The 23,067-nt window shown below is 52.9% G+C and carries 18 protein-coding genes; 10 read left to right on the plus strand and 8 right to left on the minus strand.

Annotated elements, in window-relative coordinates; translation table 11 throughout:
- Window positions 1-13: 13 nt before the first annotated feature.
- The gene (ygbI, locus tag EDI29_RS15095) at window positions 14-775 is read right to left on the minus strand and encodes a DNA-binding transcriptional repressor YgbI (protein ID WP_137741543.1); all 762 of its coding nucleotides are present in this window, start codon (window positions 773-775) and stop codon (window positions 14-16) included.
- A 337-nt stretch (window positions 776-1,112) separates the two neighbouring features.
- On the opposite strand from ygbI, the gene ltnD reads away from it, so the two are divergent.
- From ltnD to EDI29_RS15140, 9 genes are all read left to right on the plus strand, one after another.
- Entirely contained in the window at window positions 1,113-2,027 is a 915-nt protein-coding gene (gene ltnD, locus EDI29_RS15100; protein ID WP_137741544.1) for an L-threonate dehydrogenase, read from the plus strand.
- Complete coding sequence (gene otnK / locus EDI29_RS15105; protein ID WP_137741545.1) at window positions 2,024-3,298, plus strand: 3-oxo-tetronate kinase; 1,275 nt, start codon at window positions 2,024-2,026, stop codon at window positions 3,296-3,298. The genes ltnD and otnK overlap by 4 nt, the downstream gene beginning before the upstream one ends.
- Window positions 3,295-3,951, plus strand: a complete 657-nt coding sequence (gene otnC / locus EDI29_RS15110; protein ID WP_137741546.1) for a 3-oxo-tetronate 4-phosphate decarboxylase — start codon at window positions 3,295-3,297, stop codon at window positions 3,949-3,951. The genes otnK and otnC overlap by 4 nt, the downstream gene beginning before the upstream one ends.
- Window positions 3,952-3,984: 33 nt before the next feature.
- Window positions 3,985-4,767 carry a 2-oxo-tetronate isomerase gene (gene otnI / locus EDI29_RS15115; protein ID WP_010303260.1) on the plus strand — a complete coding sequence of 261 codons (783 nt, stop codon included), beginning with the start codon at window positions 3,985-3,987 and terminating at the stop codon, window positions 4,765-4,767.
- Between the two features lie 192 nt (window positions 4,768-4,959).
- On the plus strand, window positions 4,960-6,318 hold the full coding sequence (locus tag EDI29_RS15120) for a GntP family transporter (protein WP_137741547.1): 1,359 nt from the start codon (window positions 4,960-4,962) through the stop codon (window positions 6,316-6,318).
- Between the two features lie 280 nt (window positions 6,319-6,598).
- A complete protein-coding gene (locus EDI29_RS15125) occupies window positions 6,599-8,281 on the plus strand; it encodes a methyl-accepting chemotaxis protein (RefSeq protein ID WP_137741548.1) in 1,683 nt (560 codons plus the stop codon).
- 278 nt (window positions 8,282-8,559) lie between these two features.
- Window positions 8,560-10,230: a methyl-accepting chemotaxis protein gene (locus EDI29_RS15130; RefSeq protein WP_137741549.1), complete on the plus strand. Its 1,671-nt coding sequence runs from the start codon at window positions 8,560-8,562 to the stop codon at window positions 10,228-10,230.
- Between the two features lie 730 nt (window positions 10,231-10,960).
- A complete protein-coding gene (locus tag EDI29_RS15135) occupies window positions 10,961-12,631 on the plus strand; it encodes a methyl-accepting chemotaxis protein (RefSeq protein ID WP_137741550.1) in 1,671 nt (556 codons plus the stop codon).
- A gap of 594 nt (window positions 12,632-13,225) precedes the next feature.
- Window positions 13,226-14,872 carry a methyl-accepting chemotaxis protein gene (locus EDI29_RS15140; protein ID WP_137741551.1) on the plus strand — a complete coding sequence of 549 codons (1,647 nt, stop codon included), beginning with the start codon at window positions 13,226-13,228 and terminating at the stop codon, window positions 14,870-14,872.
- A gap of 109 nt (window positions 14,873-14,981) precedes the next feature.
- Here EDI29_RS15140 and EDI29_RS15145 read toward each other — a convergent pair whose 3' ends face one another.
- The 6 genes from EDI29_RS15145 to EDI29_RS15170 form a co-directional block, all read right to left on the minus strand.
- A complete protein-coding gene (locus EDI29_RS15145; protein WP_137741552.1) occupies window positions 14,982-16,172 on the minus strand; it encodes an aminotransferase-like domain-containing protein in 1,191 nt (396 codons plus the stop codon).
- Between the two features lie 63 nt (window positions 16,173-16,235).
- Window positions 16,236-16,937 carry a high-affinity branched-chain amino acid ABC transporter ATP-binding protein LivF gene (livF, locus tag EDI29_RS15150; protein WP_137741553.1) on the minus strand — a complete coding sequence of 234 codons (702 nt, stop codon included), beginning with the start codon at window positions 16,935-16,937 and terminating at the stop codon, window positions 16,236-16,238.
- A gap of 5 nt (window positions 16,938-16,942) precedes the next feature.
- Window positions 16,943-17,713, minus strand: coding sequence for a high-affinity branched-chain amino acid ABC transporter ATP-binding protein LivG (livG, locus tag EDI29_RS15155; RefSeq protein ID WP_014917046.1), 771 nt, complete (start codon window positions 17,711-17,713; stop codon window positions 16,943-16,945).
- Window positions 17,710-18,984 (minus strand): high-affinity branched-chain amino acid ABC transporter permease LivM, encoded by a 1,275-nt coding sequence (locus EDI29_RS15160; protein WP_137741554.1) that lies wholly within the window; start codon window positions 18,982-18,984, stop codon window positions 17,710-17,712. The genes livG and EDI29_RS15160 overlap by 4 nt, the downstream gene beginning before the upstream one ends.
- Window positions 18,981-19,907, minus strand: a complete 927-nt coding sequence (gene livH / locus EDI29_RS15165; RefSeq protein ID WP_107168655.1) for a high-affinity branched-chain amino acid ABC transporter permease LivH — start codon at window positions 19,905-19,907, stop codon at window positions 18,981-18,983. The genes EDI29_RS15160 and livH overlap by 4 nt, the downstream gene beginning before the upstream one ends.
- Window positions 19,908-20,061: 154 nt before the next feature.
- Window positions 20,062-21,174: a branched-chain amino acid ABC transporter substrate-binding protein gene (locus EDI29_RS15170; RefSeq protein ID WP_137741555.1), complete on the minus strand. Its 1,113-nt coding sequence runs from the start codon at window positions 21,172-21,174 to the stop codon at window positions 20,062-20,064.
- Between the two features lie 405 nt (window positions 21,175-21,579).
- Between EDI29_RS15170 and panM the strand changes: the two genes are divergently transcribed.
- A complete protein-coding gene (gene panM, locus EDI29_RS15175; protein ID WP_107168653.1) occupies window positions 21,580-22,026 on the plus strand; it encodes an aspartate 1-decarboxylase autocleavage activator PanM in 447 nt (148 codons plus the stop codon).
- Between the two features lie 88 nt (window positions 22,027-22,114).
- Here the strand turns inward: panM and rpoH are convergent, their stop codons facing one another.
- Complete coding sequence (rpoH, locus tag EDI29_RS15180; protein ID WP_107168652.1) at window positions 22,115-22,972, minus strand: RNA polymerase sigma factor RpoH; 858 nt, start codon at window positions 22,970-22,972, stop codon at window positions 22,115-22,117.
- Window positions 22,973-23,067: the final 95 nt, after the last annotated feature.

The following is a 23,067-nucleotide window of genomic DNA, read 5'->3' on the forward strand; positions in this document are numbered from 1 at the left end:
ATAAACAACCCCCTCACCCCGCTACCAGCACCTCAACACCCATTTTACCTAGCGCGTCTTTGGCGGCGGCGGGCAGGCCGTCGTCGGTGATGATGCTGTCGAATACGTTGAGCGGCGTGGCGAGGTGGGTAGCAATGCGGCCGTATTTTGAGGTGTCGCACAGCAGCACGCGTTTTCTGCTGGCTTCCACCGCCGCGCGTTTCACCACGACTTTGTCTTCATTCGGCGTGGACAGCCCGCGCAGGCTCCATGACGATGCGGAGATAAAGGCGATGTCGATAAACAGGTTGCGCAGCGCCTGCGCCACCGCTTCGCCGATGCAGGATCGGTTTTCCCGACACAGCGTGCCGCCGGTGTGGATCATGCGACACTGGCTGGACTCAATCAGAAAGGCCGCGATCGCAAAGTCGTTAGTGACAATCAGCAGATCGTCACGCTCGGCCAGTTCACGCGCCAGCGATAGCGTGGTGGTGCCCGCATCCAGATAAATGCAGCTATTGAACGGGATATGCTGCGCCGCCAGCTTGCCAATCGCTTCTTTCTGCTGGCTGAACATCACAGATTTATCCTGATGCGACGGCTCAATCGCCAGCCGTTCAGGCGAACGCACGCCACCGGAGACGCTCAGCAGCAGGCCATCCTGCTCCAGCTTTTGCACATCGCGCCGCACCGTCATATGTGACACACCCAGCCGCTCGGTCAGTTCGTTAATGCTTACTGCGCCACGCTCGGCGATCAGCGCCATAATCTGTTGATGACGTTCTACTGGAATCACGCTGTCCGTTCCCTGTTTGATCAATGCTAATCAGATAAAGTCGGTTTGGTAAAGATTGTGAGAAACACCCCGTTTAATGACGATAATTACCATAAATTCACGCCATAAACCACGCCAGACATAACAACCTTCCTCATCACTCACTGCCAAAATAGATACAATCCACTGATATATAAAGATAATAAGTCAACCCATCTTCCCGACGGGGTTCAGCTACACTGAATCATCACGATTTCAATGTTAATTTATGTGATAAAAATCACCATAATTTGTTCTAATAGTCCTTATATTTAACACCAGAGAACAAAAAATCACTAATTTTAACAAGGCAACCACGATGAAAAAGACTTCTGATTATGCTGTCGCCGTTATCGGTCTGGGTTCCATGGGCTTTGGCGCTGCGGCGTCCTGTATCAACGCTGGCCTGACAACATACGGCGTCGATATCAATCCGCAGGCACTCGAAAAGTTACGTCAGGCGGGTGCGGCGCAGGCTGACACGCGCATTGATGCTTTCGCTGACAGGCTGGATGCGGTCGTGCTGCTGGTGGTGAACGCCGCGCAGGTCAACGGAATTCTGTTCGGTGAGCCGCAGGTCGCCGCGAAACTCAAACCCGGCACCGTAGTCATGGTGTCTTCCACGATCTCCTCGCAGGATGCCAAAAATATCGAGCAGCGTCTGTCCGAGCATCAGCTCATCATGCTGGATGCACCGGTATCCGGCGGGGCAGCGAAAGCTGCCGCAGGCGACATGACGGTAATGGCATCCGGTTCCGATCTGGCTTTTGAGAAGCTGAAACCGGTACTCGACGCCGTCGCAGGCAAGGTCTACCGCATCGGTGAAGAGATCGGGCTAGGTGCGACGGTTAAAATCATCCACCAGCTGTTGGCCGGCGTACACATCGCCGCTGGTGCAGAAGCGATGGCGCTGGCCGCTCGCGCCGATATCCCGCTGGATATCATGTACGACGTGGTGACCAACGCCGCCGGGAATTCCTGGATGTTTGAGAACCGCATGCGCCACGTGGTGGACGGCGACTACACGCCAAAATCCGCCGTTGATATCTTCGTCAAAGATCTGGGGCTGGTTACCGACACCGCCAAATCGCTGCACTTCCCGCTACCGCTGGCCTCCACCGCGTTCAACATGTTCACCGCCGCCAGCAACGCTGGGTTTGGTAAAGAAGACGACAGCGCGGTCATCAAGATTTTTAACGGCATTACGCTGCCGGAAAAGAAGGAGGCGCCATGATCAAGCTAGGTGTGATTGCCGACGATTTTACTGGTGCCACAGATATCGCCAGCTTTCTGGTCAACAACGGGCTACCGACCGTCCAGCTCAACGGCGTGCCGCCGTCCGACTTTAAGGTTGAGACACAGGCCGTGGTCATTAGCCTGAAATCACGTTCCTGCCCGGCGGAACAGGCGGTGGCGGATTCCCTCAAGGCGCTGGCGTGGCTGCAACAGCAGGGCTGTCAGCAGTTCTACTTCAAATATTGTTCCACCTTTGACAGCACCGCGAAAGGCAACATCGGTCCGGTGACCGATGCGCTGTTAGAGCAGCTTGGCGAAACGCAAACCATCATCTCTCCGGCGCTGCCGGTGAACGGCAGAACCGTCTATCAGGGTCACCTATTCGTGATGGATCAACTGCTGTCCGAATCTGGAATGCGCCATCATCCAGTCACACCGATGACGGACAGCAACCTGATGCGCGTCATGGAGCAGCAAGCTGCCGGGCGCTGCGGTTTGGTGCCGTATGCCGTGATGGATCAGGGGGCAGAGGCCGTCAAACAGCGTCTGGCGCAGTTGAAAGAACAAGGCGTTCGCTACGTGGTGCTGGATACGCTGAACGAACAGCACCTGTTAACGCAGGGCGAGGCGCTGCGCGATGTGAAGCTGGTCACTGGTGGCTCCGGCCTGGCGATTGGACTGGCACGTCAGTGGGCGGAACCCGCGACACAAACCGGTTCCGCAACCGACGCCGGCAAGCCGCAGTCCGGCGCAGGCGTTGTGCTATCAGGCTCCTGTTCAGTGATGACGAATAAGCAGGTCGCCCACTACCTGAAACAGGCGGCAGGTCGTGCGATTGACGTCGCACGCTGCTTAGAGAGCAATGACGCTCAGCAAGCCTACGTTCAGGAGCTGGCCGACTGGGTGAAGGCACACCGTGACGACCCACTCGCGCCGCTGCTGTACGCCACCTCATCACCCGACGAACTGGCGCAAATTCAGCAGCGCTGGGGCGCGGAAGCCAGCAGTCAGGCAGTAGAGAAATTGTTTGCCGCCGTTGCCCGCCAGCTTCAGCAAGATGGTTTCCAGCGCTTCATCATCGCGGGCGGTGAAACCTCCAGCATCGTGGTACAGACGCTGGGCATCCACGCATTCCATATCGGGCCGTCTATTTCTCCCGGCGTGCCGTGGGTGCGTTCGACCACTCATCCGCTCTCTCTGGCGTTGAAATCCGGCAATTTCGGCGATGAAGACTTTTTTGCCCGCGCCCAAAAGGAGTTTGCCGCATGAGTGAAAAACACCACAGCACCGAAGCAGCCCTGAACCGCGAACAGCGTGCACGCGCGGAAATGGTCAAGCTGGGCGCGTCCTTTTTCCAGCGCGGCTACGCCACCGGTTCCGCGGGCAATCTCTCACTGCTACTGGATGACGGCACGCTGCTGGCAACGCCGACCGGCTCCTGCCTCGGCGAACTGGATGCCGAGCGGCTGTCCAAAGTCAGCATGAGTGGCGAGTGGATCTCCGGCGATAAACCGTCGAAAGAAGTCAGTTTTCACCTGTCAATTTACCGTAACGATCCCGAATGCAAAGCGATCGTCCACCTGCACAGCACCTATCTGACGGCGCTCTCGTGTCTGGAAGGGTTGGACACGCAGGATGCCATCAAGCCGTTCACGCCCTATGTGGTGATGCGAGTCGGTAAAGTGCCCGTCGTCCCTTATTACCGCCCCGGCGATGCACGACTCGGTGAAGATCTGGCGAAGCTGGCATCGCGCTATAAAGCGTTCTTGTTGGCTAATCACGGTCCCGTCGTCACCGGTAAGGATCTACGGGCGGCGGCAGACAACATGGAAGAGCTGGAAGAAACCGCCAAGCTGATTTTTATTCTCGGCGATCGAAAAATTCGCTACCTCACCGCTGACGAAATTACCGAGCTCTCTTGATGAGTGACTTTTTACTGAGCTATGGAGTTAACCATGCCTAAGTTTGCTGCCAATCTTTCTATGCTGTTTACTGATGTGCCGTTTCTCGATCGTTTTAAAGCCGCTGCCGATGCGGGTTTCACCTCGGTCGAGTACCTGTTTCCTTATGAATATCCGGCACCGCTGCTGGCGGAAAAGCTGCGGGAAAATGGCCTGAAGCAGGTGTTGTTCAATACCGCACCCGGCAATATTGCGGCAGGAGAATGGGGCGTCTCCGCCCTGCCCGACCGTATTGAAGATGCCCGCCGGGATATCGATAACGCATTGGAATATGCGCTGGCGCTGAATTGCCCTTCAGTACTGGTGATGGGGGGCGTGGTGCCGCCCGGTGAAGACCGTGCTGCCTATCAGCAAACCTTCATCGATAACCTGCGCTACGCCGCCGATAAATTTGCGCCGCACGGCATCAACATCATGATTGAGGCGCTGAGCGCGAAGGTGAAGCCGAATTACCTGTTCGCCAGTCAGTATCAGGCGTTGGAATTAGCCAATCTGATCGACAGGCCGAACGTTTATATCCAGCTCGATTTCTTCCACGCACAGATTGTCGATGGCAACCTGACGCAAATTATTCACGATTTGGCTGGGCGCATCGGACATATTCAAATTGCCTCGGTGCCTGCCCGGCATGAACCCGATGAAGGAGAAATTAATTATCCGTTCATCTTTGCCGAATTGGATCGCGTGAATTACTCCGGCTGGGTTGGCTGTGAATATAACCCACGCGGTAAAACGGAAGACGGGTTGGGATGGGCTAAACCCTATCTGAAGAAATAAGTTATCGCGGGAAAATATTACTGTTCCCATAAAAGAATAAACACCAGAGACATATTTATAAAATATCGAGAAAAGGTCAGGTTCCCGCATTATTCCGATGCGGGAATCAGGTCACCCTTTTCTTCAAATAAAACAATAACCCAATACCTTTTCAGCCTCTGAATTGCAAAATGGGTCAATGAGGATAAGAACATGGCCACCTCGCTCTTACTCTGCATCGCTATCGCCGGGGTATTACTCCTGCTGCTGATGGTCATTAAATTTAAAATCCAGCCTTTTGTCGCCCTGCTAGTCGTCAGTTTACTTGTTGCCTTAGCAACGGGTATTCCTACTGCTGACGTGATGAAGGTGATTACCTCCGGCATGGGCGGTATTCTCGGTTCGGTGGCGATTATTATCGGCCTCGGCGCCATGCTCGGCAGAATGATCGAAGTGTCCGGCGGCGCGGAATCCTTAGCGCACCGCTTTGCCCAATTAATGGGGCCGGGATTAATGGTGGCAGCCTTAACCATCTCCGCCTTTATTCTGGGTATTCCGGTCTTTTTCGATGTCGGCTTTATTATCCTTGCCCCGATTATTTACGGCTTTGCGAAAGTCGCGAAAGTCTCCCCGATTAAATTCGGCTTGCCCGTCGCGGGCGTGATGCTGACGGTGCACGTCGCGCTGCCGCCGCACCCCGGTCCGGTCGCCGCCGCTGGCCTGTTAAATGCGGATATCGGCTGGCTGACCATCATTGGCCTGCTGGTGTCGATTCCTGTCGGCATCATCAGCTACTGGGCGGCCAAGGCCATGAACCGTCGTAAGTATGCGCTTTCCGTCGACGTGTTAGAGCAATTACAACTGGCGAAGCCGGAAGATTCAACACCGGATACCGCCCCCGTTTCTGCCCCTTCGGCTGGGCTGATCGCCGCGCTGATCGCCATTCCTATCGCCATCATTATGCTCGGCACCGTGTCCGCAACCGTTCTGCCTGCCGGACACCCGGTGCGTAACGTGATGTCGCTGGTCGGTTCTCCCGCCGTGGCGCTGCTGATTGCTCTCGGATTAGCGTTCTGGCTGATTGCCCTGCGTCGTGGCTGGTCGCTGGAAAAAGCCAGCGGCGTAATGGGCGATGCCTTGCCTACCGCTGCAATGGTCATCATGGTGACCGGTGCCGGTGGTGTGTTCGGCAAGGTGCTGGTGGAGTCGGGCATCGGTAAAGCGCTGGCGGATACGCTGACCAGCATTCACCTGCCGCTGGTGCCTGCCGCCTTTATTCTGTCGCTGGCGCTGCGTGCCTCGCAAGGTTCGGCCACCGTTGCCATTCTTACCACCTGCGGCCTGCTGAGCGAAGCCGTCAGCGGTCTGAATCAGATGCAACTGGTGCTGGTGACGCTCTCTGCCTGCTTTGGTGGGCTGGGTCTGTCGCACGTCAATGACTCCGGTTTCTGGATCGTCACCAAATATCTGGGGCTGTCCGTCGCCGATGGCCTGCGTACCTGGACGGTGCTGACCACCCTCCTCGGGCTTGCCGGGTTCCTCTTTACCTGGGCGCTGTGGCTGGTCATGTAAGAATTTCAACGTTTCACTACGGAAAACCGCTGATATTCGGCGGTTTTCCGCCTTATGCCAAAAAATACGCCCGTTTTACTCTTATATTCCACATCTGCCTATCCATGCACTGTCTTTATAATATATCCACGGCAAGAGACAACACGCTCTCCTGTCAGGCAAGTCTGCATAACACGTGCATGTCATCAGCAATACGCCCTATTCCTGACCTATCGTAGATAGCAGCCCAATCCATAAGGCTAAACCTGCACCAACCGATGAAAAATAATAAAGGAACATTATGAATTTTTTAGCAAAAATGAAGCTTGGCACCATGTTGGGTACGGGCTTCGCCTCTGTCATTATCATCGGTCTGATGGTCGCCGTTCTGGGGCGTGTGCATTTGCTCGACCTAGGCGAGGATATTGAGTCGCTGTCCGAAAAAAACCTCACCAGCCTCATCCTGATACAGGATGCTAAAAGCGGTTTTGACGCGGTGGCACGTTCGGTACGTACTATCGGCCTGACAGACAATAGGAGCCGTATTCAGGAAGAAAAGCGCCTGATCGATCAGCAAATTGCTCGTAATACGGAAACCCTGTCCAAGCTGTATGAAAACCTGTCTGAGCCAGAAACCCGCAGCCTGCTAGACAACCTGACGCAGGCACGCCCAGCTTACCGAGATGCGGTGAATAAAGCGGTTGAGCTTGGCGTATCCGAAAAAACGGAAGAAAGAGCACAAGCCGTACAGCTCATGGTCAACGAGATGCAGGCTACGCAGGCACCGGTTTTCGCCGCGCTTGACAGCATGACGGAATTACAGAAAAAGCGAACGCTGGAGATGACGACAAGCGCCATGCAGGAAGCACGCTCAGATGGTAACACCCTGATCTTCTTCGCAGCGATTGCGGTTCTCGTCGGTATTCTGGTTTCTGTGCTAATTACCCGCACCATCAAAAACTTGTTGGGCGGCGAAGTGGCTTACGCCGCACAAATCGCCCAAGCGGTTGCACAGGGAAATCTGGCCGTCGCGGTCAATCTACGCCCCGGAGACGATCGCAGCGTACTCGCGGCAATGAACGGTATGCGTAAAAGCCTGAGCAGTATTGTTGAACAGGTACGTGAGAGCAGTGAATCTATCGCGACCGGCGCCAGCCAGATCGCCGCAGGCAGCACCGACCTCAGTCAGCGCACGGAAGAACAGGCGGCTAACCTGCAACAAACCGCCGCCTCCATGGAAGAAATGAGCCAAACCGTACGCCAGAACTCAGATACGGTGCGTAACGCCGCTCAACTGGCGCAGGCCGCCAGCAATACCGCGGCTAAAGGCGGTGAAGCCGTCAGCAATATTGTTATCACCATGAGAGAAATCACCAACAGCTCGCAGAAAATTGGCGACATCATCAGCGTTATTGACGGCATCGCGTTCCAGACCAATATCCTGGCGCTCAACGCCGCGGTAGAAGCCGCACGCGCTGGCGAGCAAGGGCGTGGTTTTGCCGTGGTCGCAGGCGAGGTGCGCTCGCTGGCACAGCGCTCCGCCACCGCCGCCAAAGAGATTAAGGAGCTGATCGGCCACAGCGTCGAGAAAGTTGAGACGGGTTCGGCTCTGGTCAGTGATGCAGGAACGACGATCGAAGAGTTAGTGCGTCAGGCTCGTCACGTTGCCGACTTGATCAACGAAATTGGCGTCACCACACAGGAACAAGAGTCCGGCGTTTCACAGATTCATGATGCCGTTAACCAACTCGACCAGGTCACTCAGCAGAACGCCGCACTCGTCGAACAATCCGCATCCGCTGCCGATAGCCTGAGCGATCAGGCCGCCCATCTGGTAGAGCTGATGAAAGTCTTCATCGTTGAAGGCGGGTCGTCACAGCGCATTACACCGCCGTTGAAACGGCCTGACAGCGCCAAACTCTCTCTCGCGAATCCTAATAAAAGCAGCACGGGAAGCGATAGCCAAAACTGGGAACAATTCTAATTCTACGCGGGGGATGGATCGCGCATCCCCCACTCCACTTTCACATCCCTTCACCGCCAACATCATCCCTTCCCTGCGTTTCCCGTTTTTTCCTCATCCGCATGCGGCAATATCGACAATTAAAATCAATGTTTTCGCTGGTCATGCCGATATCCTAGAGTGGACTGCTTGGTTATTCATCAGAAGGATTTAGAAACCTCAGTCGTACATTGCTCTTGTCGTGCAGAAGAAAATCCGCTTAATAACAATAAACAGTGTCAATAAGTCATGAGGATAACATGCAGAATAAAAGAAAAATGAAACTGGGTACTCAGGTCGGTTCGGGTTTTGCCATTGTTATTGTTATCGGCCTATTAGTGGCCATTTTCGGCAGAATGCATCTGGTTGGCCTCGGTAATACCACTGACAGGCTGGCCAAACACCACCTTGCCAACCTCATCGTGCTACAAGAATTGAAAGATAATCTTAACGTCACGATCAAAGCCACGTTGCGTATGCTTATCGCGACCGAACAAAAGGTTCTGGAAGACAATCAAAAGCTGATTGAAACCACGAGCGCCAAAAACACCAAGCTCGTCGCTCAGTTAGAAGAAAATTTACGGGCAACCGAGGTCCGCAATATTCTGGGTGAACTTCAGCAAAATCGCACTGAATTTGCCACCGTGGGCCGCCAGGCCGTCGCACTGTCACTCAGCAAAAGGCAGGCTGAATCTATCGAGTTGGTTAAAACCCAGCTTGAACCGATACAAACCAAGCTTTTTAACAATCTGAACACCATGATTCAGTTGCAGAAAGACTACACCACGCAAACGGCCACCAATGCGATTGAAGAGTCTTACTATGATGGCAATTCGCTGTTGATGCTGGCGGGCATAGCGTCATTGATTGGCGGATGCATCGCCTGGCTGATTACTCGCCATATCAAGAAACAACTGGGTGGTGAACCCGCCTACGCGACGTTGGTCACGCAGGAAATCGCCCAAGGTAATCTCGCCATACCGATTGATCTGGCGGCAGGCGACACCACCAGCCTATTGTCCGCCATGAACCACATGCGCAAAAGCCTGAGTGGCATTGTTGAACAGGTGCGAGAAAGTAGTGAATCTATCGCGACCGGTTCCAGCCAAATCGCCGCAGGCAGCACCGATCTCAGCCAACGCACGGAAGAACAGGCGGCTAACCTGCAACAGACCGCCGCCTCCATGGAAGAAATGAGCCAAACCGTACGCCAGAACTCAGATACGGTGCGTGACGCCGCCCAACTAGCGCAGGCCGCCAGCAACACCGCGGCTAAAGGCGGTGAAGCCGTCAGCAATATTGTTATCACCATGAGAGAAATCACCAACAGCTCGCAGAAAATTGGCGACATTATCAGCGTTATTGACGGCATCGCGTTCCAGACCAATATCCTGGCGCTCAACGCCGCGGTAGAAGCCGCACGCGCTGGCGAGCAAGGGCGTGGTTTTGCCGTGGTCGCAGGCGAGGTGCGCTCGCTGGCACAGCGCTCCGCCACCGCCGCCAAAGAGATTAAAGAGCTAATTGGCCATAGCGTAGAGAGAGTCGAAGCCGGTTCCGCGCTCGTCAGCGATGCGGGAGCAACGATCGAAGAATTAGTCCGTCAGGCTCGCCACGTTGCCGACTTGATCAACGAAATTGGCGTCACCACGCAGGAACAAGAGTCCGGCGTTTCACAGATTCATGATGCCGTTAACCAACTCGATCAGGTCACCCAGCAGAACGCTGCGCTTGTTGAGCAGTCTACTTCCGCAGCCGATAGCCTGAGCGATCAGGCCGCTCATCTGGTAGAACTGATGAAAGTCTTCATCATTGAAGGCGGGTCATCACAGCACGTTGCATCGCCGCTGAAAAGGCCCACCAGCGCAACGCTTCCCCTCGCCAATCCGAAGAGCAAAACGGGAAGCAGTAGCCAAAATTGGGAAACCTTTTAACAGCTAATCGAAAGAAATCTAAAACCGCTGCGCGATCGGCGGTTTTTTTTATCCCTTGATGACAGGCGCTCATCACATCGCCACACGGTACGTTTACACCGTAAATTGAAGAAAATAGCCAACACTTTCAATAGGGAAAAACAATTAATAAAAAATAAAAATCAGCACTTGACTGTATATTAAGTGAAATAGAATGAAATCAATGAAAAATAAGAAAAACGACGGTTTGAGATTATAAAAACATCAAATATATGATGGTAAAAACATCATATCTTTCGAAAAAAAAGAACGAATAAAAAACAAAGATCGATTTAGGGATGAATAAATAAGCAAAAAATCATAATCGCAACGTTTATTAACATCGCTGTCAATTTAACATTACACTTACCCACCTCCGCTAGCGCCAAATATAAACCCTACCGATATTGCGGCTTTCCTTTCACCCCTCTATACTGCTGCGCCATCATCTCTTCTTATATGTAAACGTTCTTCCGATCGGGCTCACACTCACAGCACACCGCATTTATCCATCGTCATCATTTAACGAATAACGTCACAGGAACCAGTAAGCGCAGCTTGCGTTTATTACCACAAGGAAACGGGCAATGAGTAAAGGGAAACATAAACGCTATGACGCTTGCAAAATCAATATGTTCTCGCAACGTCTCTTTCACATTAAAAGTACACCAGTTTTAACACTAATCGCTTTCAACATATAATAAGGGACAAAATGAATCTCATCAAAAATAGCAGCCTGGGTAAAATGCTAGGGACAGGCTTTACTCTGGTCATCGCTATCGGTTTTCTGGTGGCGGTATTTGGTCGTATCCAGTTAGACAAACTCGGCGAAAACATTCAGGTATTGTCGCAAGTCCGTATCGCCAACCTCCTGATGATGGAAGAGTTTAAAGATAACATCAACACCAATGCGATTGCCGTCAGGAACCTGGTATTGCTGGAAGACGAGAGACAGATGCAGGAAGAGAAAGCGCGTATCGAAGAGATAATCTCCCGCAATAACGCCTTACTGTCCAAAATAGACGGTAGCACTGTCGATAAGCATGCCAAAGAACTGGTAGCAATACTGGAACAGGTACGTCCAGCCTACAGCAGCATCATGAAAGAGGCCGTCACGCTGGCGATGGCAGGTAAGAATAGCGAAGCACGCGACCTGTTATTAACCGATGTAAAAGCCAAGCAGGATTCTGTCTTTAATGCCTTGAATGACATGGTTAACTGGCAAGAGAAGCTCACCGTTGAAATCGCCGACCAGTCTTTAAAAAATGCGACGAACGCAGGTACGCTGATGGTCATTATCGCCCTGCTTTCTGTCGCGCTGGGCATGCTTATCTCATGGTGGATCACCCGGACTATTAAACGTCAGCTTGGGGGAGAGCCAGCCTACACGCTGGAAGTGACACGTCAGGTTGCACAAGGGAATCTGGCCGTTACGATTGAACTGCGCGATGGAGACACCACCAGCGTACTGGCGGCGATGGAAGACATGCGCCAAAACCTGAGTAACCTTGTCGGCCAGGTACATCAGAGCAGCGAATCTATCGCCACGGGTGCGACACAGATCGCGATGGGAAATACCGATCTCAGCCAACGTACAGAAGAGCAGGCCGCGAATCTTCAGGAAACCGCCGCCTCAATGGAACAGATGAATACCACCGTGAAGCAGAATGCAGCAACCGTGCGCACCGCAACGGAGTTAGCCCATTCCGCCAGCTCTACGGCACAAAAAGGCGGCGACGCGGTTAATAACGTGGTGCGAACGATGGAAGATATTACGGCCAGTTCTCGCAAGATCGGCGACATTATCGGCGTCATCGACAGTATCGCCTTCCAGACCAACATTTTAGCACTGAATGCCGCCGTTGAAGCGGCCAGAGCCGGTGAGCAAGGCCGTGGCTTCGCCGTGGTCGCGGGTGAAGTGCGCTCTCTGGCGCAGCGTTCCGCTTCCGCCGCGCGTGAAATCAAAGATCTGATTAGCACGAGCGTAGCCAATGTAGAAATGGGTGAGAAACTGGTTAACGACGCAGGCATCACCATCAAAGATATTGTAGAAAAATCTCAACATGTTGCTAACCTGCTCAGTGAAATCGGCCTGACGACACATGAACAAGAACAGGGTGTCGCTCAGGTGAATGATGCGGTGAATCAGCTCGATCAGGTCACTCAACAGAATGCCGCACTGGTGGAAGAATCAGCCTCTGCCGCCGACAGCCTGAGTGAACAGGCCAGAACGTTGCTCGAATTAATGGGCGTTTTCAAAATCAGCGGCATTCAAGCACACGCACCACGACTGGTGTCACAGGTGAAACAGCCAGCTGCGCCGAGACTGGCTTTAGCTAGCCAATCAGGTAACGCCACCAGCGATAACTGGGAAACCTTTTAACGAATACGACCGATCTAGCGTCTCCTTCGAGGTCAACCATAAAAATAAAGCTGCTGAACCCTCAGCGGCTTTTTTATCGTCCAGGAATAGCAAGAATAAATAACAAGGTTAAAAAAACCGCAAAAAATAATAAACATCACAATTAGAAATAACAAGTTACAAACTAATAGCAATAAATAAAATAAATACCTCTTATTAGGTATAAATTTATTGATTGATATTTATTACCTATCCTAATTACCATAAGAAAATAATATTAAATTTCTGCCGCCTAATAAATCAGGGGTTTTTGTTACGTTTATTCTGCCATCAACCTATCACGTTACTGTCTACACTTTATTTGTCATTCCCTTAGCCTGTAAATATCCCCAACAGGCACTCCATACGCGTATGAAAGCGACAATTATTTCCTTTCGCCAATGCAGCGACTGGACATACATGTCGCCGATACTCCTGCATCGAAGAAACGTTGGGAGATAAACGGAATGATGAAAACAATAGAGTCTGTGGGGCGAATCGCATCTGTACCATCACCCCTAGCATAAAACAACGACACCTGCTGTGTCAGACTTCAATAAATAAAAAAGGAACATCATGAAGAATATAAGTTTGGGAAAAATGTTAGGAGCAGGCTTTACGCTCATTATCGTTATTGGTTTTTTAGTCGCCATATTAGGTCGCGTGCAATTAGAAAAACTCGGGGGAAATATTCAGTTTTTGTCACAAACACGTATTTCCAATCTCCTGCTCATGCAGGAAGTTAAAGACAACGTCAACATCGCGGCACGATCCATCAGAAATATTGCACTTCTGACCGATCAGCAGCAAATGAAGGTGGAAAAAGATCGCATCGAACAAACCATCGCACGTAATAGCGACTTGCTCGCACAAATACGTAAAAACGCAGTGGATAGCGAGGCTAAAACACTGCTCGCCACGCTGGAACAGGCTCGCCCTGCGTATACCAACAGCATGAAAAAAGCCATCGAACTGGCTATGACCAGCGAACACGACGCATTTCGTCACTTTCTGCTGACGGAAGTGCGCACCACGCAAGCAAGCGTATTCGATATTCTGGATAAAATGGTTGAGATGCAAAAACAGCTGACCGTCACGCTCGCCAATGAATCTGAGAATAATGCGTTACGCGCTGGCACCCTAATGCTGATCATCGCACTGGGTTCTGCCCTACTGGGAGGTGTTGTTGCCTGGTGGATTACCCGGAAAATCAAGCGCCAGCTTGGTGGGGAACCCGCCTATACGCTGGAGATTACCCGTCAGGTTGCACAGGGGAATCTTGCTGTCGCGATTGAACGACGTGCCGGAGACACCACCAGCGTCCTCGCCGCAATGGAGGACATGCGCCAAAGCCTGAGCAATATCGTCGGGCAAGTCCATCAAAGCAGCGAGTCTATCGCCACGGGCGCCAGCCAGATTGCGATGGGGAATACCGATCTCAGTCAGCGTACAGAAGAGCAGGCCGCCAACCTGCAAGAAACTGCGGCTTCCATGGAAGAAATGAATACCACGGTTAAACAGAACGCCGACACCGTGCGTACCGCCACACAGCTCGCCAACTCGGCCAGCACCGCCGCCCGTAAAGGAGGGGATGTCGTCAACAACGTCGTGCGGACCATGGAAGAGATCACGGCTAGCTCACGTAAAATCGGCGATATTATCGGCGTGATTGACGGTATTGCTTTCCAAACCAACATTCTGGCGCTCAATGCCGCCGTCGAAGCCGCGCGAGCTGGAGAACAGGGACGCGGGTTCGCAGTCGTCGCCGGAGAAGTTCGCTCATTGGCTCAACGCTCCGCTTCTGCTGCGCGTGAAATCAAGGATCTAATTAGCGTTAGCGTAGGAAAAGTGGAAGCCGGTGAAGCGCTCGTTAACGAAGCGGGCGTCACCATAGGAGAAGTCGTAGAGCAGTCACAGCGTGTCGCCGACCTAATTAATGAGATCGGCCTGACCACCCACGAACAAGAACAGGGCGTTTCTCAGGTCAATGATGCGGTCAATCAGCTCGATCAGGTCACTCAGCAGAACGCGGCACTGGTTGAAGAGTCGGCTTCCGCCGCAGATAGCCTGAGCCAACAGGCCAAAAACCTGCTTGAATTGATGGGCGCGTTCAAAATTGACAGCGTCCAGCCACAGCGAGCCGCACCGCAAGTGGCTACGCTCTCCAGACCGAAACTGGCGTTAGCCAGTCATTCGAGTAACACAAACTGGGAAACGTTTTAATCCACGAAGCTTTTCGCTACAACCGACAGTAAAAAGCCGCCCTCCTGGGCGGCTTCAGACTACTGATATTTCAGCGGTTTTTTCATTAACAGATTACGTTTTACAGCAATTACAGCGCCCGACGCAGGCGAGCCACCGCTTCATGCATTTGCTCATCCGTTGCCGTCGCAAAGGACAGGCGCAGCGTTGAGTAATCAATGTTATCTGGGAAGAAGAACTCGCCCGGCACGAAGACAACGCCCTGTTCCAGCGTCTTCTTCAGCCATTCCGTGGTGTTAAAATCGTCCTGACGAAACTTCGCCCACAGGAACATCCCGCCTTTCGGCTGGTTAAAGGTGATCACATCACCCAGTTCCTTCTCAATAAGCTGTGCCAACAGCTCGCCTTTGTGCTTATAGGCATGGCGGATTTTTTCGATCTGCGTATCCAGACGTCCCAGCCCCAGATAGCATTCTGCGACGGTCTGCGACAAGGCGCTGGCGTGCAGGTCGGCGGCCTGTTTAATAATCGCCACTTTGTGCAACAGCCAATCCGGCAGAATCGCCCAACCAAGACGTAGCCCCGGTGCCAGTACTTTCGAGAACGTGGAGGTATACAGCACGTATTCCGTGCTACCCAACTTATCCTGCGCCAGTTGGAACAGCGTCGGGTTGCGTTCTTCGGTGAAGCGTAGCTCACCATACGGGTCGTCTTCGATAATGACAAACCCATAGCGCTCCGCCAGTTGAATCAATTGCAGGCGACGTTCATAACTCAGCGTCACGCCGCTCGGGTTACCGAAGTTCGGTACGATATAAACGCCTTTGATACGCTGTGTCTTCAGCAGTTCTTCCAGCTCATCGACCACCATGCCATCAGCATCGGATGACACCGACATCACCTGCGCCTGCGCCAGCTCCAGCGTTTGCAGCGCCGCCAGATAAGTCGGACGTTCAACGACGAACACGTCGCCCGGATCGACCATCGCACGCATGATCAGATCCAGTGCCTGCTGTGAGCCGGCCGTCACAACAATATCGTCGCCGCGTGTTTTTACACCGCGCACCGCGCACAGATCGGCAATGCGATCGCGCAACACACTGCTGCCTTCGGTTAAGCCGTACTGGAACGCCGTTTTCGGCTGTTCAGTAATCGCTAACTGCGTGGCCTGATTTAACCCTTCGAAATCAAACAAGGCATCTGACGGAATCCCGCCAGCCAGCGAGATAATGTTTTCCATCTTGCTGTGTTTCAGCAGTTCACGGATGGCGGAACTTTTTAACTGAGCGATGCGGTGCGCCAACAACCCTTCAATAGCCATGTCTTCTTAACCCTTCTACGAAACAGGCCGGTAAACCGGCCCGATATCGACTATTTATTAATATCATCCGCCCAGATAGGCCGAGCGTACCGCTTCATTAGCTAACAATGCCGCACCGGTATCTTCCAACACGATATGACCGTTTTCAAGTACATAACCCCGGTCAGCCAGTTTCAGCGCCTGGTTGGCATTTTGCTCTACCAGGAAGATGGTCATGCCCTCTTCGCGCAGTTGCTGGATCGTGTCGAAGATTTGCAGGATGATAATCGGTGCCAGCCCCAGCGACGGCTCGTCCAGCAGCAGTAAACGCGGCTGGCTCATCAACGCGCGGCCAATCGCCAGCATCTGCTGCTCACCGCCAGACATGGTGCCGGAACGCTGGGCACGTCGCTCATACAGACGCGGAAACAGATCGTAGACGCGCGCGATGCGCTCCTGATACTGATCGCGCTCGGCAAAAAAACCACCCATCGCCAGATTTTCTTCTACCGTCATGCGGGAAAAGACGCGACGGCCTTCCGGGACAATCGCGATAGCCTCACGCATAATCTGCGCAGTCTGCCAGTTTGTGATGTCCTTACCGTCAAACGTGATGGTGCCTTCCGTCGCACGCGGATCGCCGCACAGCGTACCCAGAAGCGTGGTTTTACCGGCACCGTTGGCACCGATCAGCGTAACAATCTCGCCCTGATTAATATGCAGGCTAACTTGGTGCAGCGCCTGAATCTTTCCGTAATGGGCCGAAACCTGATGTAATGACAGCATAAACGTTATCCTTCACCCAGATAGGCACGGATGACATCCGGGTTGTTACGAATTTCAGCTGGAGTGCCTTGTGCCAGCGGCGTGCCCTGATTGACGACATAAATCCGATCGGAAATTCCCATCACCAGCTTCATATCATGTTCAATCAACAGAACGGACACCTGATGACTATCGCGCAGCTCCGCAATCAGCTGATTTAACTCATCAGTTTCTTTCGGGTTCAGACCTGCTGCGGGCTCATCGAGCATCAACAGCTCAGGCCGCGTCACCATGCAGCGAGCAATTTCCAGACGGCGCTGCTGGCCGTAAGCCAGATTTCCCGCCTGACGGTTCGCTAAATCCAGCAGGCCGATTCGCTCCAGCCACACCGCTGCGCGCTCCTGCGCATCCGCTTCCGCACGACGAAAGCCCGGCGTTTTCAACAGCCCGGCAAACACGCCGCTTTTCAAGTGCTGATGCTGTGCCACCAGCAGGTTCTCGATCACCGTCATTTCACGGAACAGACGAACGTGCTGGAACGTGCGCACCACGCCCATACGGGCAATCGCCTGTCCGGGCAGCCCTTCCAAATGACGATCGCGCAGCATGATGGTGCCACCACTCGGGCGATAAAAACCGGTCAGGCAGTTAAAGACCGTAGTTTTCCCCGCCCCGTTCGGACCAATCAGCGAGACAATTTCGCCCGCATGAATATCCATTTCAACGTTGTTGACCGCCAGCAGGCCGCCAAAACGCATCATCAGACCTCTGACTGATAATAGTGGCTGCGTGCTCATGCTTGCTCTTCCTTCTTCGCGACTTTCAACTTCATTTCAGGACGCTTCATCGGCAGCAAGCCTTGCGGACGCCAAATCATCATCAGAACCATCAATGCGCCCAGCAACAGCATGCTGTATTCATTCAGATCGCGCATCAGTTCGCGGGACACGACCAGCAGAATCGCAGCGAGAATGACCGCAAACTGCGAGCCCATGCCGCCCAGCACGACAATAGCCAACACAAAGGCCGACTCGGCAAACGTGAACGATTCCGGGCTGACAAACCCTTGACGCGCGGCAAACAGCGTACCGGCAAATCCAGCGAACGCGGCGCTGATGGTGAAAGCGGTCAGCTTAATACGCGTTGGGCTCAGGCCCAGAGAACGACAGGCGATTTCATCATCGCGCAGTGCTTCCCAGGCGCGTCCCAGCGGCATCCGCAGCAGACGGTTAATCACAAACAGGGTCAGCACAACCAGCAGCAACGCGACCAAGTACAGGAAGATAATGCGGTCGCTGGGGTCATATTGCAGGCCAAAGAAGTTGTGGAACGTATCCCATCCGCCATCGCGCGCGCTGCGACCAAACTCCAGACCAAAGAAGGTCGGTTTAGGGATCTGGCTGATGCCGTTCGGACCACCGGTAATGTCGGTATTATTCAACAGCAGGATACGGACAATTTCCCCGAACCCAAGCGTCACAATCGCCAGATAGTCGCCGCGCAACCGCAGTACCGGGAACCCCAGCAGGAAGCCAGACAGCGCCGCCACCATGCCCGCCAGCGGCAAACTTTCCCAGAAGCCCAGGCCATAATAGTGGTTCAGCAGCGCATAGGTATACGCGCCAATGGCGTAAAACCCGCCGTAGCCCAAAACCAGCAGACCGGACAGACCGACGACGACGTTCAAGCCCAGACCCAGCATCACGTAAATCAGCGTGAGGGTAGCGATATCTACCGTACCGCGCGAGACCAGAAACGGCCAGGCGATCGCGGCGATAATCAATGCCGCAGCCAATACCTTCTGCCGTGGCGTACTGCCATCAAAGCTCGGCAGAACCAGTGACGGTGCGGAAAATTTCTTGATGCTTTGCTGGAAGAACGGGCGAATCAACTGGAAGAAGAACACCACGATGCAGCCCGCACCGATCCAGTACCAGCGAACTTCATCGGCACCACGCACTACCAATTTGGTGCCATCCAGCGCCAGTTGCATGCCCATTAAAAACGAGGCCAGCACCAGCAGCATGAACGCGGAAACCAACGCATTAAACAGGTTGAGCTGTTTCATACCTTCTCAACCTCCGGGCGACCCAGAATACCGGTTGGCATCACCAGCAGCACCGCTATCAGCAGCGCAAATGACACTGCATCTTTGTATTCCGTGCTCAGGTAAGCGGACGTCAGCGCTTCGGCTACACCCAAAATCAACCCGCCGATCATCGCGCCTGGGATACTGCCAATCCCACCCAGCACCGCAGCCGTAAAGGCTTTCATCCCGGCCATAAAGCCGATATAGGGGTTGATAACACCGTAAAATTGTCCCAGCAACACACCAGCAACGGCGGCCATGAGCGCGCCAATAACGAAGGTCAGAGAGATGACGCGGTCGGTGCTGATACCCAGCAGGCTGGCCATTTTCAGGTCTTCCGCACAGGCGCGACAGGCGCGTCCCATACGGGAATAGCGAATAAATAACGTCAGTGCCAGCATGGCGAGGAACGTCACAATCCAGATGGTCAACTGCATGGTGCTAATGGTGGCGGCAAAGCCATTGCTTTCGCCCAACACCCACTGCCCGGTCACCAGACTCGGCAGCGCAACATCACGCGAGCCCTGATTCAGGCTGACGTAGTTTTGCAGAAAAATCGACATCCCGATGGCAGAAATCAGTGCAATCAGACGCTTTGACGTTCGAACAGGCCGATAGGCTACCCGTTCGATACTCCAGCCGTAGGCGCTGGAAATGACCACTGCGGCAACGAAGGCGACGCTAATCAGAAGCCAGCCAGCATCGATGCCCATCATCATCAGGGCCGCAATAACGATAAAGGAAACATAGCTACCGATCATGTAAACCTCGCCGTGCGCGAAGTTAATCATGCCGATAATGCCGTAAACCATGGTGTAGCCAATGGCGATCAGCGCGTAGGTGCTGCCCAACGTCAGGCCGTTGAACATCTGCTGAAGAAAATAGAGGAACTGCTCGGACATACCTTAACCTTAAATGCCGCCCCCGCGCCTTGCGGCAACGGGGGCTTCGGTATTGAGGGATTAGTAGTGGTACACACTCAGAAAGCGAAGAATGCTCTCCACGCCGAAGAGGCAGGCAACGGCATTTATCCGTTACCACCTCCCAGCATGATGATTATTTCACTGCGCTGGAAGTACCGTCTTTGTGCCACTCAAATACGCCAAATTCAAACCCTTTCAGGTCGCCTTTTGCATCCCAGCTTAATGGTCCCATTACGGTATCCACGGAGTTTGCTTTCAGATCCGCGACCAGTTTTTCCGGCTCATCGCTACCGGTACGAGCCATCGCCGTGGTCAGTGATTGCAGCGCAGCGTAGGTCGTCCAGACGAATGGGCCCGTTGGGTCCAGTTTCTTGGCCTTCAGCGCATCCACAATCGGTTGGTTAGCTGGCACCTGATCATAACGCTTCGGCAGCGTCACCAGCATGCCTTCAGAGGCATCACCTGCGATGTTAGACAGCGAGGAGTTACCCACACCTTCTGGGCCCATGAACTTGGTTGTCATACCAGCCTGACGCGCCTGACGCAGAATCTGCCCCATTTCCGGGTAGTAACCGCCGAAATAAACGAAATCCACGTTTTCTTTCTTCAGACGCGCAACCAGCGTGGAGAAATCTTTGTCACCCGCCGTCACACCTTCAAACAGCACAACATTCGCACCGGCTTTTTTCAGGCTATCCTGAACAGAGCGGGCAAGACCTTCACCGTATTGCTGTTTGTCATGAACCACGGCAATACGCTGTGGTTTGAGGGTTTCGACAATGTATTTCGCCGAAGTTGGCCCCTGATCGGAGTCCAGCCCCGTCGTGCGCAGCACCATTTTATAGCCGCGCGTGGTCAAATCGGCGTTGGTTGCCGCAGGCGTAATCATGATCACGCCTTCTTCTTCATAGATATCAGACGCAGGCTGCGTGGAGGAGGAACACAGATGTCCAATCACGTAACGGATACCGTCATTGATGACTTTGTTCGCGACGGCAACCGCCTGTTTAGGGTCACACGCGTCATCATATTCAACGCCAACCAGTTTGTTGCCGTTTACGCCGCCTTTTGCGTTGATATCGGCAATAGCCTGACGTGCGCCAATGAATTCCATATCACCATACTGCGCAACGGGACCAGACATCGCGCCAACAACCGCAACTTTAATATCGGCAGCATTAACAGCGTGGCTAAACGCCATCGCCACGCAACTCATCAGCAATACTTTACCTTTACTGAATTTCATTCTTTTTACCCCATCTGTCATTATGGATATTGCCGAAAACCTGACCGCCATCCGCCATAACCTGACTATTTTCTTATAAGTAAGAAAGGCTTAGGTTATTATTAGTAATAATTTCTAATAAGGCTTTATTTTTCATATTATTAAACAGGAATATTATGCTGCAAATCAACTAACACTGTCAGAAACAAGCGGAGCAAACAGCATAAAACGCCAGATGCAAAAACCAGCATTTAATTTATATATAGTCAGATATTCTACTTTATGCATTAATTGTTGATGGATTACTCGAAAAACAAAGAATGAGAAAAACATTTGCCCTATTAACCATAACGCTCAAATTACACAACCGTTCCACTACAAAACAACTACATTATTCTTCACTCACATGATGGAGTGCCGATAAAAATGAAACTAACCGTTGAATGCCTCACCCGGTTCAGCCCCCAGGATAAAATTGATCTGGCGAAAATTTGGCCACATCAGAACATTGAGTTACTCGAAGAGGGACTCACGCTCGATCGGCGGTTGTTTACCGCCCGTTTTAACGATCGGCTGTTAGGCGGAGTATTGGTCGAGATTGAAGGGGAATATGCAGAACTGAGCGATCTGATGGTGCGAGAAGTCACGCGGCGACGTGGTGTAGGGCAGCTTTTGATTGACGAAGCGCGTCGTCAGCTTCCTGAGGTTAAAGAGTGGTGGCTGGCAACGGCCAATCATGCCGCGATCAAAGAGGACGTGCTGGCACGGTTTATGGTGTCCTGCGGCTTCTCACCCGTATCTGGCGGCTGGCGTTATATTCGCAGAAAAGAAACGCCGCTGATTCTTGACGCCATCAATTCAGAGAAGCCGTAAACCTTCCTCGAATTCCTGACGCTCACAGCAGACACAAACAAAACGACCGGGCATTACCCGGTCGCTTACCAAGACACAATGAAAGCAATTAGGCTTCTATTGCTGCTCGCAGTTTTTTCATCGCATTCTTTTCTAACTGACGCACACGCTCGGCGGAAACACCGTATCGGTCGGCCAGTTCCTGCAAGGTGGATTTGTTGTCATCATCCAGCCAGCGAGCGCGAATAATGTGCTGGCTACGTTCATCCAGCCCTTCCAGCGCGTAAGTGAGCTTATCGGCCGCATGCGTTTCCCAGTTGTCTTCTTCAATGCCATCGGCAAAGTCAGACGATTTATCCTGTAGGTAAAGCATCGGCGACATCGCTTTGCCGTCGTGCGAATCCTCTTCCGGCGTCGGATCGAACGTCATGTCCTGCGCCGCCATACGGGATTCCATCTCACGCACGTCTTTACTGGTCACACCAAGTTCACGCGCAACCAATTCGACTTCGTCCTGGTTAAACCAGCCGAGGCGCGTTTTCGTCTTACGCAGGTTAAAGAACAGCTTACGCTGTGCTTTAGTGGTCGCCACCTTCACAATACGCCAGTTACGCAGCACGTATTCATGAATCTCAGCTTTGATCCAATGCACGGCGAAAGAAACCAGACGCACGCCAACTTCAGGGTTGAAGCGACGTACCGCCTTCATCAGGCCGATGTTCCCTTCCTGAATCAGATCCGCCTGCGGTAGGCCGTAGCCGGAATAGTTGCGGGCAACGTGAATAACAAAGCGCAGGTGTGACAGAATCAGGTGCTTAGCAGCCTCCAGATCGCCCTGATAATGCAGTCGTTCAGCCAGCGCCCGCTCTTCCTCCGCCGTCAGCATCGGATAGGCATTGGCGGCACGAATATACCCTTCCAGACTGCCCTGGGGAACTAAGGTGAAAGTTTGCATATCGTTGGTCATTCAACCCTCTCAGTGACTCTGCTCGTCATATTACAGTCGGCTATCTTAGCACTGCTTCACCGCATCGTTTTGCGCGAAAATGGCAAAATGCGGCA

The organism is Pectobacterium polonicum, assembly GCF_005497185.1.
Taxonomy (GTDB): domain Bacteria; phylum Pseudomonadota; class Gammaproteobacteria; order Enterobacterales; family Enterobacteriaceae; genus Pectobacterium; species Pectobacterium polonicum.

Coding starts and splice junctions, on each gene's coding strand:
- panM (WP_107168653.1), top strand. CDS start 21,580: ATGAAACTAACCGTTGAATGCCTCACCCGGTTCAGCCCCCAGGATAAA.
- livF (WP_137741553.1), bottom strand. CDS start 16,937: ATGCTGTCATTACATCAGGTTTCGGCCCATTACGGAAAGATTCAGGCG.
- livG (WP_014917046.1), bottom strand. CDS start 17,713: ATGAGCACGCAGCCACTATTATCAGTCAGAGGTCTGATGATGCGTTTT.
- EDI29_RS15135 (WP_137741550.1), top strand. CDS start 10,961: ATGAATCTCATCAAAAATAGCAGCCTGGGTAAAATGCTAGGGACAGGC.
- otnK (WP_137741545.1), top strand. CDS start 2,024: ATGATCAAGCTAGGTGTGATTGCCGACGATTTTACTGGTGCCACAGAT.
- EDI29_RS15130 (WP_137741549.1), top strand. CDS start 8,560: ATGCAGAATAAAAGAAAAATGAAACTGGGTACTCAGGTCGGTTCGGGT.
- EDI29_RS15125 (WP_137741548.1), top strand. CDS start 6,599: ATGAATTTTTTAGCAAAAATGAAGCTTGGCACCATGTTGGGTACGGGC.
- EDI29_RS15160 (WP_137741554.1), bottom strand. CDS start 18,984: ATGAAACAGCTCAACCTGTTTAATGCGTTGGTTTCCGCGTTCATGCTG.
- otnI (WP_010303260.1), top strand. CDS start 3,985: ATGCCTAAGTTTGCTGCCAATCTTTCTATGCTGTTTACTGATGTGCCG.
- otnC (WP_137741546.1), top strand. CDS start 3,295: ATGAGTGAAAAACACCACAGCACCGAAGCAGCCCTGAACCGCGAACAG.
- livH (WP_107168655.1), bottom strand. CDS start 19,907: ATGTCCGAGCAGTTCCTCTATTTTCTTCAGCAGATGTTCAACGGCCTG.
- ltnD (WP_137741544.1), top strand. CDS start 1,113: ATGAAAAAGACTTCTGATTATGCTGTCGCCGTTATCGGTCTGGGTTCC.
- EDI29_RS15145 (WP_137741552.1), bottom strand. CDS start 16,172: ATGGCTATTGAAGGGTTGTTGGCGCACCGCATCGCTCAGTTAAAAAGT.
- rpoH (WP_107168652.1), bottom strand. CDS start 22,972: ATGACCAACGATATGCAAACTTTCACCTTAGTTCCCCAGGGCAGTCTG.
- EDI29_RS15140 (WP_137741551.1), top strand. CDS start 13,226: ATGAAGAATATAAGTTTGGGAAAAATGTTAGGAGCAGGCTTTACGCTC.
- EDI29_RS15120 (WP_137741547.1), top strand. CDS start 4,960: ATGGCCACCTCGCTCTTACTCTGCATCGCTATCGCCGGGGTATTACTC.
- EDI29_RS15170 (WP_137741555.1), bottom strand. CDS start 21,174: ATGAAATTCAGTAAAGGTAAAGTATTGCTGATGAGTTGCGTGGCGATG.